Genomic DNA, 15241 nt, shown 5'->3' with positions numbered 1-15241 from the left:
GAGAGGTGAACGGTTTTGTATGTGGTGACTCCTTCCCAGAGTAAAAAAATCGATCATAGGGCAAATGCGGAATTTCAGATTCCCGGTATGGTTCTCATGGAGAACGCGGCTATTCGGGTAACGGACGTCATCCGGGAACGCTATCCGCTGTCCTTTTTTGGCCGGTCCGGCAGGGTCCTGGTTCTTGCCGGCTGCGGCAACAACGGAGGAGACGGATTGGCGGTAGCCAGGCATCTCGCCCTGTCCGGCTACCGGGTGACGGTTCTGATCCTGGGCCGCAGCGGGAAAAATCCTTCGGGGGATGCCGGTACCAATTTTGCAATCCTGAAGGCCCTGCAGGAAAAGAATTCGGGTCCGGATGGCGTATCCCTTACCGTTCTGCGTCTGGAGGATGGGCAGGATCCCGGACGCGCCCTGGCAGTGATCCGGGAGGCGTTTCTGATCATCGACAGCCTGTTCGGTACCGGCCTGGACCGGCCGATCGAAGGAAACTATGCCGCTGTGATCGGGGAAGCCAATAAAAGTGCAGGCTCTGTCGTGGCGATTGACATTCCCTCCGGTATCAACGGGGAGACGGCCCAAATACAGGGAACAGCGATGCGGGCCGATGACACCGTTACCTTTGGCTATCTGAAACCAGGCCACATTCTGTTTCCGGGCAGGAATTTTTCCGGGCGTGTCCATCTGCGTGCCATCGGGTTTCCGCCGGACAGTGCAAAAAGCGTTGGTGCCGGCATGTTCACGCTGGACGACCGGGAAGCGGCAAGGAGGCTTCGGGAGCGGCCGAGGGACGGACACAAGGGGACCTTTGGCAGGGTCGCCGTCCTTGCAGGCTCCACCGGGCTGACCGGCGCGGCTTGTATGACATCGGTCTCCGCACTCCGGACCGGAGCCGGGCTGGTGACACTGGGGATTCCTGCCGGACTGCAGCCTGTGCTGGCGGAGAAGCTGACGGAGGTTATGACCATGCCGCTGGAGGACGAAGGGCAGGGCCATCTGATTCCGGAAAGCTTTCCGGACGTGGAAGAGCTTCTGAAGGGCAAGGATGTACTGGCACTGGGGCCAGGCTGTGGAAAAGATCCCGGTGTTTTTGAAATAATCAGGAATATTTTCAGCCGATATCATATATCCATAGTAATAGACGCAGATGGTTTGAATCAGATATCAAAGGATAAAGACCTGCTGAGGGAGTATCCGGCTCCGGTTATTCTGACGCCTCACCCCGGGGAAATGTCCACGTTGACGGGAATCGCAACGGAGGATATCCTGAAACGGCCTGTTGAGACTGCACTGGAGACAGCCAGGAAGTACCATGTGATCGTTTTACTGAAAGGTGCGGCCTCTGTTGTGGCGGGTCCCGACAGCCGGGTATACCTGAACCGATCGGGAAATCCGGGAATGGGTACGGGCGGAAGCGGCGATGTACTCACCGGGATGATCGCTTCCCTTGTGGCACAGGGATATTCCCCGTTTGATGCCGCTGTGCTGGGATGCTACCTGCATGGCCGGGCAGGGGATGAAGCTGCCTGCCGCATCGGCGAAGCGGGCATGACGGCAGGGGATCTGATGAATGCCATTCCGCACACGCTGAAGAGACTGTATGCGTTGAAGCAGGAGGAACCCGGCTGAATGCAGCGGATCCCTGTTTCTTCTTCATGGGAGGGGGCAAGATAGCAAGGAATATATTGCCAGCAGGATTATTTCTGCCATCGTAGAATATACTAAGTGCATAATGCAAAATGCAAAGTTGTAAGAATTTCTGCAGGGATTTTTCAGTGGGATGCAGCAATTTAGGAGGTGCCTTCTGTGGCTGAGTTGAAGAAGATTTTAGTGAGTCTGCCGGACAGTTTGCTTCAGGAAGTGGACGAGATCGTAGCCATTGAGAAAAAGAATCGCAGCGAATTTATTCGTGAAGCGATGAAACTTTATATACGGGAAAGGCATAGGATAGAGATAAGGGAGAAGATGAAAAAAGGCTATGAAGAAATGGCCAGGATCAACTCAGAGATGACAGAAGTCGGCCTGGAGTCGGATGTCCGGGCATTGGAGGAATATGAGGCCATTTTATCGGAGTGTGAATGACCATGGTAAGAAGAGGAGAAATCTATTATGCCGATTTGAGCCCCGTGGTGGGTTCCGAGCAGGGTGGTGTCCGACCGGTGCTGGTTGTCCAGAATGATATCGGCAATAAGTACAGTCCCACCGTGATTATTGCTGCCATCACATCCCAGATCAACAGAGGAAAGCTTCCAACCCATGTGGAAATCAGTGCCAGGGACTATGGCCTGCCAAAGGATTCGGTAATTCTGATGGAACAGGTTCGGACCATAGACAAGAAAAGGCTGAAGGAAAAGATCGGATTCCTGTCTGCGGAAGTCATGAAAACCGTGGATGAGGCCATTCAGATCAGCTTCGGTTTGATAGAACTCTGATGAGGGATTGTAAGGGAACCTGACTTACAATCCTTTTTGATTTGGGACAAGCTTCCGGGAGAGGATCCTTCAAACTGTACGCTGAAAATGGTATAATAACAGGGACAGGATATTTAGCAGTAAAGGAGTACTTCTTAATTACATATGAAAAAAAGCAAAACAATGAAAAAAAGCAAAACAATGAACAAAAGCAAAACAATGAACAAAAGCGTGATAAAGGAATATTTTCTAATCGTATTGGGCTCCCTTCTGACGGCTCTTTCCTTTAATTTTTTCTTTATTCCCAATGAAATCGCACCGGGCGGATTAAGCGGACTTGCTTCCGTTTTTTATTTTCTGTTTGATTTCCCGGTTGGCGTTACGACCCTGGTTCTGAATATTCCTCTGTTTTTAACCGGCATTCGGCAGTTGGGAGGAACATTCGGCGTCCGGACACTGCTTGCCACCATTCTCCTTTCGGTGTTCATTGACCTGGTCAAGGTACCAGCGCTTACCAACGACAGCCTCCTGGCCTCCATCTACGGCGGAATTCTGATGGGACTGGGGCTTGGCATTATTTTCCGCATGAACGCCACCACCGGCGGGACGGATCTCCTTGCCAGACTGATCCATCAGCATTTCTCATCCATTTCCGTCGGTCTGGTGCTGTTTATGGTGGATCTGTCCGTGGTGCTGCTGGCAGCTATTTTTCTGGGACCCAGCCAGGGCCTGTACGCTGTTGTGGCGCTGGCCCTGAGCTCAAAAGTGGTGGATATGGTGCAGGAAGGTCTGAATTCGGCCAAGGCTGTTTTCATCATATCGGATCACTCCGAAGAAATCTCCCAATGGATTTTGAAGGAACTGGACCGGGGAGCTACCTTGCTGAGCGGAAAAGGCGCCTATACCGGCAAGGGAAAAGATGTCATACTCTGCGCGGTCAACCGGACGCAGATAGCCGAATTGAAGGGCATGATCCATGAAATCGATTCCGCTGCCTTTATTCTGGTAGCCGATGTAAGGGAGGTGACGGGGGAGGGGTTCAGCGGCTGATGCCGCGGTCGTACTTTCCCGGGTTCCGGATTCAGGGGTTTCTCTATCCGTGCCCTATTTCCCTGATCTGATTTCTTTGACCCTATCTCTTCAGCCCTATTTCTTTGGCCGGTATTTTTCCACCAACTCCTTGATCCAGATCCGATGCGGACCCTCCACTACGCCAAAAGGCTCATTTTCCTTGCCTTTTTCCTTTGGAAACAGCAATATCTTTGGTCCCTTTCTGGACTGGCTTTCCCACACATGAGCCTGAAAAAGGGCATATTCAATGTAGTCCGGACAATATACCAGGATCGTAACCTCGCTCCATGGCTTTGGCTCGATCTTTTCAAAATGCGCGTCTTCCTGTATCGGGATCCGGATCGCAGCTGTGTATCCATCCTCAGCGGTCACAAACTTCTGGTTGATCTCGGGAATCACCACAGTGGCTCCCTGGATCGGCTCCTCTGAAAAGCCGTCCACCACCTGCGGCTGGAGGTATCCGTAATGATCCCCTTTTGTGCCGGCTTTATCGGTATCGTCTGTACGGACGGCCTGGTTTGCCTTGGAGCTGCCTGTATTTATGACTTTGCCTGTCCCTATGGCTTTGCCTTTGCCTTCTTCACTGGGAATTGCGTTCGTGCCGTTGGTGCCTCTGCCGGTTCCAATGGCGTTGAATGTCGCAATCTGTTTGCTTACATATCGGTCAAACGGAATGTAGCTGCTGACATACAGGGAGACCAGCATAACCGCAAGAATGAGGACGGAGACCAGCGGCTTGACCTTTTCCCTGATGGCTTCATTCCTTGTTTTATTTCGTGGATGCCGGACCGGATGTTTCATGAAAATGCACCTCCTGTATTAATCTATTCCGTACCCCGGTCCGGTAGACACCCGAGATGATGAGAAAGGAAAAGGAGAATCCGATATCAGGCTCTCCCGTGAGAGACCATCCGGCAGTGCTTATTGCAGGGCCTTTCCGTTCTGATAGGCCGTACCTGCTTTGCCGCCAGACTTCAGATAGATGCCATAGGCCCTGTCAAAGGGGGGGTTCGGACTTTAAGCTTCGCTGCTGTCTTAGCTGTCTTCCTCCGGCAGTTCCTTTTTGTTTCTTCGTTTTCTTATCGTATGCCGAAGATTTTTGATGTATATATTGCCGTCCTCCTCGGAAAGCCCTGGCTGAAGATATTTCCGCATGGCAAACAACAGGCCGATGGCAATAACGCCCAGTAGCGTATCCAACGGGCCGGAGTGCTCCACAATCATCTGCCTGGCTGTGGCAAACATGAGTACCTCAACGATGGTTTCAGGGGTATGCTTGCAGAGCATCCGCGTAAACTCCAGGCCAATGATGATATTGAACAGTCCGGACAGCAGCTCATGAAAATCAAACTGGCCCAATAAAAATTGCCGGGTGAACAAGCCGGCGATCACATGTCCCAGAAGGCATAAAACGGCGATAATTATAATGAATGCAATGATCAATTCCACAAGATCTGCTATACGGTTCAATGTTTTGGTGATATTCAGTTTACTTTTCATCGGGATCCCCCTTCACAGCGGTCTCAATATTTTCACCATATTGGATCCTTACGGACACGATAGGTGCTCGGATACGATGAGCGTTTGACAGCCGCAGGGCCAATCGGAAGCCTGTTATAAGAATATCACAGGCAAATGCGGCTTCACAAGCTGAATTATCACATTTGCCTGAATATTCATGAATTCGTATTTAATTTTTAGGATCTCGAATACTGTTTGGCGTTTTTATGATCTATGTACTTCCTTCTCCTAAAAGTGAGTTTTTGATTATGTATGGTCATGGCCATCAATGCCTTGATAATATATTTATATATTCTGTAAGGATCGTAGTCGTTTCATAACATCGTTGCCATGGCAGCCAAAATAATCATGCAGCAGGACATATTCGTTCATTAATTTTCGGTAAGTTTGGCGATTCTTTTCACAGGGGAAATACGGGATGAATCTACGGTCAGCCATTGCATCAATGGCGTCATAAACGGAAGCCCATCCACCGGCGCCTTTGCCTGCAGCTGTGGCTGCATTGATCGCACCTCCAAGCCAGATTGTGAACCAGATTGAACATGAATCGTAAGGTATGCGGAGAGTGAAGATACTCTTCCATTTTTTTATTTATTTTTACGATCTGAGAGGTTTAACTGGAATTTCCGGACTCATTGCCTGTGTTCTTGGCAAGCTCGGAAATTGGATATATAATGAAAAGGCGAAACGGTTTGGCATACACAATGGAGTGGTCAACCATGGCGGGCGGAATGCCTCCGGAAGAGACATCCGGAAGAAATCAAATAAGGATTTAAATAAGAAACTAAACAGGAGGAAAAAGCGTGATGCTAAAAAGTCGGAAGATCGTTTTCATCATGACCGACACCCAGCGCTGGGATATGCTTGGGTGCTACCGGAATACCGGGCTGAGAACGCCCAATCTGGACCGGCTGGCGGGGGAAGGGATCCGATATGACCGGGCGTATACGACACAGCCGGTATGCCAGCCTGCCCGCGCTGGCATTTTTACCGGCCAATACCCGCATTCCGTGGGCAGCTGGGCAAACAGCTCCGGCCTTTCCAATAATGCGAGGACCATTGGGCAGCGGCTTTCCAAGGAAGGAGTCCATACTGCATATATCGGAAAATATCATCTGGACGGAGGAGATTATTTCGGTCTGGGGAAATGTCCCGATGGCTGGGACCCTGAATATTGGTACGATATGAGAAACTACCTGGAGGAACTGACAGACCGGGAACGGCTGGATTCCCGGAATGCAGATCTCATGCTGAGCCGGGACTTTTCGGAGACCTTTCCCTTTGGACACCGATGCACCGACCGGGCCATCGACTTTCTGAAACGCTGTCACAGTGAGGATTTTTTTCTGGTCCTTTCCTATGATGAACCCCACTCTCCTTCCATTTGCCCGATGCCTTATTCCAAAATGTATCAGGATTTTGCTTTCCCCATCAGCGATAATGTATATGATGATATGCGTGGGAAACCCGAACACCAAAAGATCTGGGGCAGGGAACAGATGGAAAGGGACAAGTCGGATCTGCGTATCCGCGCGCCGTTCTTGTTTGGGTGCAACAGCTACATTGACCATGAGATTGGCCTGGTAATGGGTGCGGTGGAACAGTACGCACAGGATGCGATTGTCATTTATACCTCCGATCACGGCGATATGCTCTGCTCTCATAATCTGACGGGGAAAGGTCCCTGTGCTTATGATGAGATTACCCGGATTCCTTTGATTATAAAGGGGAAAGGGGTGCCCCGGGGACAGGTGGATCCTCATCCCGTCTCCCATATCAATCTGACGCCGACCATTCTGGAAATGATGGACGCCACCATTCCCCCTGTCCTGGAGGGAAAGAGCCTTCTCAGGGGAATCGAAGACCCGGCCGTACGGGTCAATGATTATGTGTTTATGGAGTTTGGCCGATATGAAGTGGATCATGACGGATTTGGCGGCTTTCAGCCCCTGCGCACCGTATTTGACGGACGGTACAAACTGACAATCAACCTGTTATCCGGGGATGAACTGTATGACTTGCAGGAGGATCCGGGGGAAATGAAAAATCTGATTTCATCTGCCCGGCACAGGAAGATCCGCAATCAGCTTCATGATGTTCTTTTGCAGCATATGAACGAGACCCGCGATCCGTTTCGCGGATATTATTGGGAAAGGCGTCCCTGGAGGGAGGATGCCTCCCCGGCAACCTGGGACTATACGCTGATGACGCGCCAGCGGGAGGAAGATCCTTACTTTGAGGACCGGCAGCTGGATTACGGTACCGGCCTGCCCATGAAAAATGCAACCCGGAAAAAGGGATAAGCAGGAAGCAGGAGATCCAATCCGGGTATTGCCGTAATATAATTATGGGAGAGAGGGGTGCAAAAATGAAGTGTGTGACACCGTATGAGCATAACCAGTCCCTGTTGGCAAAAATGGTGCCGTCCATGCGTTATGATGGGAAGGAGCCCTTTGAGAACTGGCAGGGGAAGGCCCGTCAAAAACTTACGGAGCTGCTGGGGCTGCCTTTTGAAAGATGTGCCGATGAGCTTTCAGTGGAATACACAGAGGAGAAAGAAAAATTCCGGGAGATCCGTTTTCGATTTCAAAGTGAGGAAGGATATTTTGTTCCCTGCCATTTGCTGGTGCCAAGGGGGAAAGCGGAGCCCCTGCCTGTAGTAATATGTCTGCAGGGGCATACCACGGGGATGCATCTTTCCCTGGGCAGATCAAAGCATGCGGATCCGGGGGAGGAAGGATCCGCTGTCGGAGAGGACCAGGATTTTGCCATCCGCGCGGTGAGGGAAGGTTATTGTGCCCTGGCGATGGAGCAAAGGAATTTTGGAGAGTGCGGCGGGACGGAAAAAGGGCCCGACTGCCAGAATTCCACCATGACGGCTCTTTTGATCGGAAGGACCACGATGGGGGAACGGGTGTGGGATATCCAGAGGGCGATTGATGTACTGGAGAAACATTTTTCAATGGTGGATGCCCATAAAATTATCTGCATGGGAAATTCGGGAGGAGGAACGGCAGCTTTTTACGCCGGATGCCTGGAGCCCCGTATTTCCTATGTCATGTCAGGCAGTGCAGTCTGCACCTACGAGGATTCCATCGCCGCCAGACATCATTGTACCTGCAACTATATTCCCGGCATTCGCCGATATTTTGAAATGGGGGATCTGGCAGGCCTGATCGCGCCGCGTTATCTGGAAATCGTTGCGGGAAAAGACGATCCCATTTTTCCGTTATCCGGAGCAAAAAAAAGCTATGAACTGGCCCGGTCCCTGTTCCGTGTGGCAGGCGTGGAAGACCATTGCCGACTTGTAGTAGGGAATGGCGGTCATCGCTTTTATGCGGATCCTGCCTGGCCGGTGATGAATGTTTTCGTGAAGGAGAACGAATGAAATTTTTGACCGTAATATCCATCTGTGCTATAATCTTTGTAAGCGCTTACATACCAGGCCGAAACAATCGGCGGCCTGAAAAGCTGCCAGGCTGCCTTGAAAAAGAACAAGTCCAAGATACGGACAAAGAGTTTTTTCGGAGGACCGGAAATCCATATTGCATCCGGAAAGGTGGTACATTGATTATGGTTGAAATAATCCGAAAGGATGACGGGGGCCTGACGGACAGTGTCCTGAAGGAATCCCTTTCCGAATCCCTGGTCCGATACCGGGAACAGTACGGGAGGCCGCTTCAAAAGGTCCTGCTGCTGCCGCCCGATTTTACCCGGTTTCATTCCGGCACGGGAAAGCTGACAAATCTGTACTATAAATTGCTTTCTCCTGCCTGTCATGTGGATATCATGCCGGCTTTGGGCACCCATATGCCCATGACCAATGAGGAAATCACCGAAATGTTCGGGGCCGACATTCCCAGGGAGCGATTCCTGGTACATAACTGGCGTACTGATGTGGTGACTCTGGGGCAGGTGCCCGGTTCGTTCGTCCGGGAGGTTTCCGACGGACTCATCGATTATTCCATTGATGTTCAGGTAAACAAACGTCTGGTGGATCCTTCCTATGATCTGATCATTTCCCTGGGGCAGGTCGTTCCTCACGAAGTGGTGGGGATGGCCAACTATACCAAGAACATTCTGGTGGGCTGCGGCGGTTTTCAAATGATCAATAAAAGCCATATGCTGGGAGCCATCTATGGCCTGGAGCGGATGATGGGGCGGGATGAGACCCCGGTCCGCCGGGTCTTTGATTATGCCGAGCAGAAGTTTTTGAAGGATATCCCGCTGCTGTATGTGCTGACCGTAACGTCCAGGACAGAAGGTCGTCAACGGATGAACGGACTTTTTATCGGGCGGGGACGCAGGATATTTGAGGAAGCGGTGGCTTTGAGTCAGGAGAAGAATCTGACCTTTGTGGACCAGCCTTTTCAGAAAGTCGTCGTTTATCTGGATCCTTCCGAATTCAAAAGCACCTGGCTGGGCAACAAGGCCATTTATCGCACAAGGATGGCCATTGCGGACGACGGGGATCTGATCATACTGGCACCGGGGGTCCGGCAGTTCGGGGAGGATCCCGACAACGACCGGTTCATCCGTAAATATGGCTATGTGGGCAGGAAAAGGATCCTGGATCTCTATCAAAAAAATGATGAGGGACTGAAGAGCAATCTTTCCGTGGCCGCCCATTTGATTCATGGCTCTTCCGACGGCAGGTTCCGTATTACCTACGCGGTGGAAAAGCTGACCCGGGAGGAAGTGGAAGGCGTCAACTTTCATTATATGCCCTACCGCGAGGCAGTCAAAAAGTACAATCCTGAAACTTTGACGGATGGGTTCCATACGCTGGAGGACGGCGGGACCATTTACTACATCAGTAATCCGGCAGTGGGACTCTGGGCACTGAGGGAGCATTTCTTCCCGGATCACAAGCCCAAAGAACAGCAGGATAAAAAGGAGAAACAAGAGTAGGATATAATGATTCAGTAATTATTATTCAGTAATCATTCAGGAGGATGAGCAGCAATGAATTTACGGACAATCCGAAACGATCAGACAGCGGTATCTGTCTGTCCGGAAGTCGGATCTTCCATTTGCTCCATGCGCTTTCTTTTAAACGGAAAGTGGGTGGACATCATGCGTCCCACCCCGCAGGGGGCAATGGAGGCAAAGGATCCCGGTGCCTTTTCTTCCTTTCACCTGATGCCCTATTCGAATCGGATTGAGAATGGGATCCTGCATTTCAGGGGAAAAACCCTTTCGCTTTTCCGGAACGATGCGGATGGTCATGCCATTCATGGAGTCGTCCGGGATATGCCGTGGAAAGTCCGGTCGGAGGACGGGCAGCAGCTGGAGGTAGGTCTGGACAGCAGAGAGCAGGAGAATGTCAACTGGCCCTGGCCGTTTTCCTGTAGAATGATGTTTCGCCTGAGCGGCAATGTGTTTACCATTCGCTTTTGTATCCGGAACGAAGGATCAGAAGTGATGCCTGTTGGCTTTGGCACCCACCCCTATTTCTCCAGGAAGCTGACAGGGCAGGATGACAGGGTTCTGGTGAAATTGCCGGTGAAGGGGCTTTACCCGGGAAATACGCCCATTCCCACCGGGAAGTGGATTCCGGTACCCCGGGAACTGGACTTTTCCGAAGAAAGGATTCTGAGAGAGGATCGGCTTGTGGATAACTGCTTTCGTGCCGGGGAAGGCAGCGTGATGGTCCAATGGCCGGGCAGCGGCGTTGCCATGACCATGGAAGCGGATCCGGTCTTTGAGAATCTCATTCTGTATGCTCCGCCAGGCAAGCCGTTTTTCGCCATTGAGCCGGTTACCAACTGCAACAACGGGTTCAATATGGCAGAGTCGGGCGTGGACGATACCGGGACAATCTGCCTGAGGCCGGGAGAGGAAGCAGCGGGGAACATTCGGATCACAATCCGGGAAAACCGGTAAGCAGGGTTGCAGGCAGGAAGGCAGGAAAGGCATTCGATTGAGTCCGTAAAATTCGAATCAGAAGGAATGCCGAAAACTGACAAAAGACGATGGACAAAAACGAAAAGGACGCAACGGAGGAGGATACAAGGTATGAAAAAAGCAGATATCGGCTTGATTGGTCTGGCAGTTATGGGGGAAAACCTGGTGCTGAACATGGAAGGCAAGGGTTTTACCGTGGCAGTATTCAACCGGACTGTGGAAAAGGTCACCCGTTTTGTGGAAGGCAGGGGGAAGGACAGGAACATCATCGGCGCTTATTCCATTGAGGAACTGGTAAGTTCCCTGAAGAAACCCCGCAAGGTCATGCTGATGGTCAAGGCCGGCAAACCGGTGGATGACTTCATTGAAAAACTGATTCCTTGTCTGGAGCCGGGGGACATCATCATTGACGGCGGAAATTCCCACTTCCCGGACACCATACGCCGGACAAGGGAAGTGGAGGCAAAAGGACTTCTCTATGTTGGAACTGGTGTTTCCGGCGGTGAGGAAGGCGCTTTGAAAGGCCCCAGCATTATGCCCGGAGGTTCGAAAGAAGCGTGGCTCCATGTGGCTCCCATTCTTCAGAAGATTTCCGCGAAGGTGGAAGACGGTACTCCCTGCTGTGAGTGGCTGGGAAACGACGGCGCCGGCCATTTTGTAAAAATGGTTCATAACGGCATTGAATACGGTGATATGCAGCTCATCAGCGAAGCCTACTATATCATGAAGCACGCCCTGGGGATGTCCGCAAAGGAAATGCATGATGTATTTGACGAGTGGAACAAGGGGGAACTGAACAGCTATCTGATAGAGATTACCCGGGATATTCTGTCCAAAGTGGACAAGGAAACCGGAAAGCCCATGGTGGATGTGATTCAGGATACGGCCGGCCAGAAGGGAACCGGCAAATGGACCAGCCAGGCGGCTCTGGATCTGGGAATTTCCGCTCCCACCATTACAGAAGCGGTATATGCCCGCTGTGCTTCTGCCGTGAAGGAAGAGCGCAAAGAGGCATCCAGAATACTGGTCGGACCGGCAGGCAAATTTGACGGGGTCCAGGAGGAGTTTGTCGAGGCCATCCGGCAGGCATTGTTCGCATCCAAGATCTGTTCCTATGCCCAGGGCTTTGCCATGATGCGGGAAGCTTCGAAGGTATATGGATGGGATCTGAATTTTGGCGACATCGCCCTGATGTGGCGGGGAGGGTGCATTATTCGGGCACAGTTCCTGCAGACCATCAAGGACGCCTTTGACGAGCAGCCCAATCTGACCAATCTGCTCCTGGCTCCGTACTTCCGGGATGCCGTGGAGAAAGCCCAGTCCGGATGGCGTCTGGTGGTCAGCAAAGCTGTCAATCTGGGGATTCCGGTACCGGCCTTCAGTTCCGCTCTGTCCTATTTTGACAGCTACCGGAGGGAAACCCTGCCGGCCAATATGATTCAGGCCCAACGGGATTACTTTGGCGCTCATACCTATCGGCGGCTGGACAAACCCGGTGTATTTCATACCCAGTGGCTGAATCCGTCGGATGAAGTCACCAGCGATCCGGTATAAACCGGAAATGGATGAGGAGAGCAGGGAAAGACAGGAGAGCAGGGAAAGACAGGAGAGCAGGGAAAGACAGGGGAACAGAGCAAGACAAAAGAGGGAACAAAAAAGGGTCATGGAATTCCATGGCTCTTTTTTATTCCCTGTAACAGGAAATGTTTCTTCGCATTACCTTTAAAATTTTTTATGGCTCGTCTTCATATAAAATGGTATAATAACTGTGATTTATATTTGTATTTGTGTATTGCTTCGATATTGGCTCGGTTTTCCGATAGGGTATCTGCTTTTACACTTTTGTTTGCATTTTCAGTTTGTTCCGTGTTCCATTGGGTTAAAGTATTGCGATGGGGGATGAAGTTTTGCGCTGTGTTCTTATTGTGAATCCAAAGGCGGGCACCCGAAACCCGCTGGAGACGGTTTTTCCCTCCGTTCGGGCGGCTTTTTGTGATCGAAAGGTGGATTTCACCTGGTATGAAACAAAATATCCGGGTCATGCCACGGAGATTGCCGAAAGGGAGGCAGCCAGGGGAGACACTGTGGCAATTTACGGTTTTGGCGGCGACGGAACGCTGAGCGAAATCGCTTCGGGGCTGATCGGCAAAGAGAATGCAGCGGTTGGCATTTTTCCATGCGGTTCCGGAAATGACTACATCAAAACATTTGGTTCGATGGAGGACTTTCTGTCTCCGGAAAAGCAGCTTCACGCGCAGCCCGGGGTTGTGGATATGATCCGTTCGGGAGATCAGTATGCCATGAATCTCTGCACAGTGGGCATGGACGCTAAGATCCCCCTGGAGGTGGAAAAGCTGAAACGTTTCCGTTTTCTCAGCGGGCCGGCTGCCTATAACCTGGGGCTGATCAGGACGATTCTTGGCCGGATCGGAGACGAGATGCTGATTACCATCGACGGAAGCAGGAGATATGAAGACTGTTTTCTGATGGCAGTGGCCGCATGCGGACGCTATTACGGAGGCGGATACCATGCTGCACCGGAAGCGGTTCCGGACGACGGTCTTCTGGACTTCATCCTGATCCGCAAGCCTGCTTTTCATCGTCTTCCGAAGCTGATCTCCCTTTATAAGGCAGGCAAGCATTTGAAGTCGAAGGAATTTGACGGGATTCTGACGTTTCATCGCGGGAAACGGATGGAGATCATGACAGCTCAGCCGGTGGCGCAGAACCTGGACGGAGAATGCAGTATGGTGGAGCGGACTTCCTTTGAGGTGGTGCCGTCTGCGGTGCGGTTCCTGATTCCGCAGGGATAAATCCCGGCATTTTGGACAGCCTTCTCTATGCTCTTAACGAGTCCGACCCTTCAGGGATAAATCCCTGGAACTCTGGTTATCTCTTTGCTGGACAAAGCATCTGTGTCATGTTGCCGTGTCCTGCAGCATAAAGTCAGTCAGTGGGGATGTATTTGTATCATACAGCTGATGTATGCAGAATAATAGTACTGTTTGAAAGATGGCTCGTACAAACTCAAAACCATTGAAAGGAGCAGAACTATATGAAAAGACAGATAACGGCAGGAGTCCTTGATTTCCTGTTCCTCTTTTCCATGATGTTTTCCCTCACCGGCTGCAGTACGGATACGGATAAAGTGCATGCAGCGGATCTCATGGACGGCATAAAACCCAATCAGATGATTGACGCTTACCTGACTGACGAACAAACGGATGCAATAGCTGATTTTTCTGTGAAATTGTTTCAAAACACTGCAACCGGCGCTAAGAATCCATTGATTTCACCTGTCTCTGTGCTGTGTGCCCTTGCCATGACAGCCAATGGAGCGCAGGGCGAGACCCTTGCACAGATGGAGAAAGTTTTCGGCCTTCCGGTATCAAGTCTGAATGAATATCTGCACATCTATATGGATCATCTTTCTTCCGGCGACAAATACAAGGTCCACCTGGCCAATTCCATCTGGTTCAGGGATGACGACAGGCTGAAGGTGGAGAAGGATTTCCTTCAGATCAATGCGGACTGCTATGGAGCATCTGTCTACAAGGCAGCTTTTGACGATGCCACACGGAAGGACATCAATCACTGGGTCGGCAGGAACACGGATGGCATGATCCCGGATATCCTGGACAAAATTCCGGAAAAGGCTGTGATGTACCTTGTCAATGCCCTGGCCTTTGATGCTGAGTGGGAGGACATTTATAGGAAGGGCGAGGTACGGGACGGCACATTTACCACGGTATCCGGAAAGAAAAAAAGCGTGAAAATGATGTACGGCGGTGAACACATGTATCTTGACAGCGGCAGTGCCACGGGCTTTATGAAATACTATGCGGATCGCAAATATGCCTTAGCTGCTCTGCTGCCTGATGAGGGGATTTCAATTCAGGATGCCATTGCAGGTCTTACCGGCAGTGAGCTTCAAAACACTCTTCGGGATGCGCAGGAAGCAGTGGTGAACGCAGCAATCCCCAAATTTGAAAGCAGGAGTGCCTTTGAAATGCAGGATGTGCTGTCCGGCATGGGAATGAGCGATGCGTTCGACGCAGGCCTTGCGGACTTTACCCGGCTGGGCCGGTACGACAACGGCAACGAAAACATCTTTATCAGCCGCGTGATTCATAAAACCTATATCTCTGTAAACGAGAAAGGCACCAGGGCCGGTGCTGCAACGGCAGTGGAGATGACAACCGAATCCGCCATGCAGGACGAAAAGACCGTTTGTCTGGACCGTCCCTTTGTTTATCTGCTTCTGGACTGTGAGACGAATCTGCCTCTGTTTATCGGGGCAGTGACGGATATCGGCAAATAAGGACCGATTA

14 protein-coding genes are annotated in these 15241 nt (G+C 51.2%); 11 read left to right on the top strand and 3 right to left on the bottom strand.

From position 1 onward, the window contains the following. Positions 1-21: 21 nt before the first annotated feature. The 4 genes from QBE55_01535 (at position 22) to QBE55_01520 (ending at position 3461) form a co-directional block, all read left to right on the top strand. A complete protein-coding gene (locus QBE55_01535; protein ID WZL79834.1) occupies positions 22-1629 on the top strand; it encodes an NAD(P)H-hydrate dehydratase in 1608 nt (535 codons plus the stop codon). A 177-nt stretch (positions 1630-1806) separates the two neighbouring features. Then, positions 1807-2082 (top strand): ribbon-helix-helix protein, CopG family, encoded by a 276-nt coding sequence (locus QBE55_01530; protein ID WZL78879.1) that lies wholly within the window; start codon positions 1807-1809, stop codon positions 2080-2082. Then, complete coding sequence (locus QBE55_01525) at positions 2079-2432, top strand: type II toxin-antitoxin system PemK/MazF family toxin (protein ID WZL78878.1); 354 nt, start codon at positions 2079-2081, stop codon at positions 2430-2432. The genes QBE55_01530 and QBE55_01525 overlap by 4 nt, the downstream gene beginning before the upstream one ends. A gap of 162 nt (positions 2433-2594) precedes the next feature. Next, the gene (locus QBE55_01520; protein WZL78877.1) at positions 2595-3461 is read left to right on the top strand and encodes a YitT family protein; all 867 of its coding nucleotides are present in this window, start codon (positions 2595-2597) and stop codon (positions 3459-3461) included. Positions 3462-3557: 96 nt separating this feature from the next. On the opposite strand, the gene QBE55_01515 is transcribed toward QBE55_01520, so the two are convergent. The 3 genes from QBE55_01515 to QBE55_01505 all read right to left on the bottom strand — a co-directional run bounded on the left by QBE55_01515 (position 3558) and on the right by QBE55_01505 (position 5506). Next, entirely contained in the window at positions 3558-4283 is a 726-nt protein-coding gene (locus QBE55_01515; protein WZL78876.1) for a hypothetical protein, read from the bottom strand. 234 nt (positions 4284-4517) lie between these two features. After that, the gene (locus QBE55_01510) at positions 4518-4982 is read right to left on the bottom strand and encodes a transporter (GenBank protein ID WZL78875.1); all 465 of its coding nucleotides are present in this window, start codon (positions 4980-4982) and stop codon (positions 4518-4520) included. Between the two features lie 392 nt (positions 4983-5374). Further along, complete coding sequence (locus tag QBE55_01505; GenBank protein ID WZL78874.1) at positions 5375-5506, bottom strand: hypothetical protein; 132 nt, start codon at positions 5504-5506, stop codon at positions 5375-5377. A gap of 303 nt (positions 5507-5809) precedes the next feature. On the opposite strand from QBE55_01505, the gene QBE55_01500 reads away from it, so the two are divergent. The 7 genes from QBE55_01500 (at position 5810) to QBE55_01470 (ending at position 15231) form a co-directional block, all read left to right on the top strand. After that, the gene (locus QBE55_01500) at positions 5810-7306 is read left to right on the top strand and encodes a sulfatase-like hydrolase/transferase (GenBank protein WZL79833.1); all 1497 of its coding nucleotides are present in this window, start codon (positions 5810-5812) and stop codon (positions 7304-7306) included. A 65-nt stretch (positions 7307-7371) separates the two neighbouring features. Further along, positions 7372-8391, top strand: coding sequence for an alpha/beta hydrolase family protein (locus QBE55_01495; GenBank protein ID WZL78873.1), 1020 nt, complete (start codon positions 7372-7374; stop codon positions 8389-8391). Positions 8392-8576: 185 nt separating this feature from the next. Continuing rightward, positions 8577-9914, top strand: coding sequence for a lactate racemase domain-containing protein (locus QBE55_01490; GenBank protein ID WZL78872.1), 1338 nt, complete (start codon positions 8577-8579; stop codon positions 9912-9914). Between the two features lie 54 nt (positions 9915-9968). Next, positions 9969-10889 carry a hypothetical protein gene (locus QBE55_01485; protein ID WZL78871.1) on the top strand — a complete coding sequence of 307 codons (921 nt, stop codon included), beginning with the start codon at positions 9969-9971 and terminating at the stop codon, positions 10887-10889. Between the two features lie 132 nt (positions 10890-11021). Next, positions 11022-12464: an NADP-dependent phosphogluconate dehydrogenase gene (gene gndA / locus QBE55_01480; GenBank protein WZL78870.1), complete on the top strand. Its 1443-nt coding sequence runs from the start codon at positions 11022-11024 to the stop codon at positions 12462-12464. Positions 12465-12817: 353 nt separating this feature from the next. Continuing rightward, a complete protein-coding gene (locus QBE55_01475; GenBank protein WZL78869.1) occupies positions 12818-13723 on the top strand; it encodes a diacylglycerol kinase family lipid kinase in 906 nt (301 codons plus the stop codon). A gap of 242 nt (positions 13724-13965) precedes the next feature. Next, positions 13966-15231: a serpin family protein gene (locus QBE55_01470; GenBank protein WZL78868.1), complete on the top strand. Its 1266-nt coding sequence runs from the start codon at positions 13966-13968 to the stop codon at positions 15229-15231. Positions 15232-15241: the final 10 nt, after the last annotated feature.

The organism is Eubacteriales bacterium mix99 (assembly GCA_038396605.1).
In the GTDB taxonomy this organism is placed as follows: Bacteria; Bacillota; Clostridia; order Caldicoprobacterales; family DTU083; genus UBA4874.
Note: the sequence above shows the minus strand (reverse complement) of the source record. Positions and strands in the feature narration are given on the sequence as shown.

What these genes read in the sequence shown, in the direction of transcription:
- QBE55_01485 (WZL78871.1), top strand. Translation starts at nt 9,969, where the DNA reads ATGAATTTACGGACAATCCGAAACGATCAGACAGCGGTATCTGTCTGT.
- QBE55_01510 (WZL78875.1), bottom strand. Translation starts at nt 4,982, where the DNA reads ATGAAAAGTAAACTGAATATCACCAAAACATTGAACCGTATAGCAGAT.
- gndA (WZL78870.1), top strand. Translation starts at nt 11,022, where the DNA reads ATGAAAAAAGCAGATATCGGCTTGATTGGTCTGGCAGTTATGGGGGAA.
- QBE55_01470 (WZL78868.1), top strand. Translation starts at nt 13,966, where the DNA reads ATGAAAAGACAGATAACGGCAGGAGTCCTTGATTTCCTGTTCCTCTTT.
- QBE55_01500 (WZL79833.1), top strand. Translation starts at nt 5,810, where the DNA reads ATGCTAAAAAGTCGGAAGATCGTTTTCATCATGACCGACACCCAGCGC.
- QBE55_01525 (WZL78878.1), top strand. Translation starts at nt 2,079, where the DNA reads ATGACCATGGTAAGAAGAGGAGAAATCTATTATGCCGATTTGAGCCCC.
- QBE55_01505 (WZL78874.1), bottom strand. Translation starts at nt 5,506, where the DNA reads ATGCAGCCACAGCTGCAGGCAAAGGCGCCGGTGGATGGGCTTCCGTTT.
- QBE55_01515 (WZL78876.1), bottom strand. Translation starts at nt 4,283, where the DNA reads ATGAAACATCCGGTCCGGCATCCACGAAATAAAACAAGGAATGAAGCC.
- QBE55_01495 (WZL78873.1), top strand. Translation starts at nt 7,372, where the DNA reads ATGAAGTGTGTGACACCGTATGAGCATAACCAGTCCCTGTTGGCAAAA.
- QBE55_01490 (WZL78872.1), top strand. Translation starts at nt 8,577, where the DNA reads ATGGTTGAAATAATCCGAAAGGATGACGGGGGCCTGACGGACAGTGTC.
- QBE55_01520 (WZL78877.1), top strand. Translation starts at nt 2,595, where the DNA reads ATGAAAAAAAGCAAAACAATGAACAAAAGCAAAACAATGAACAAAAGC.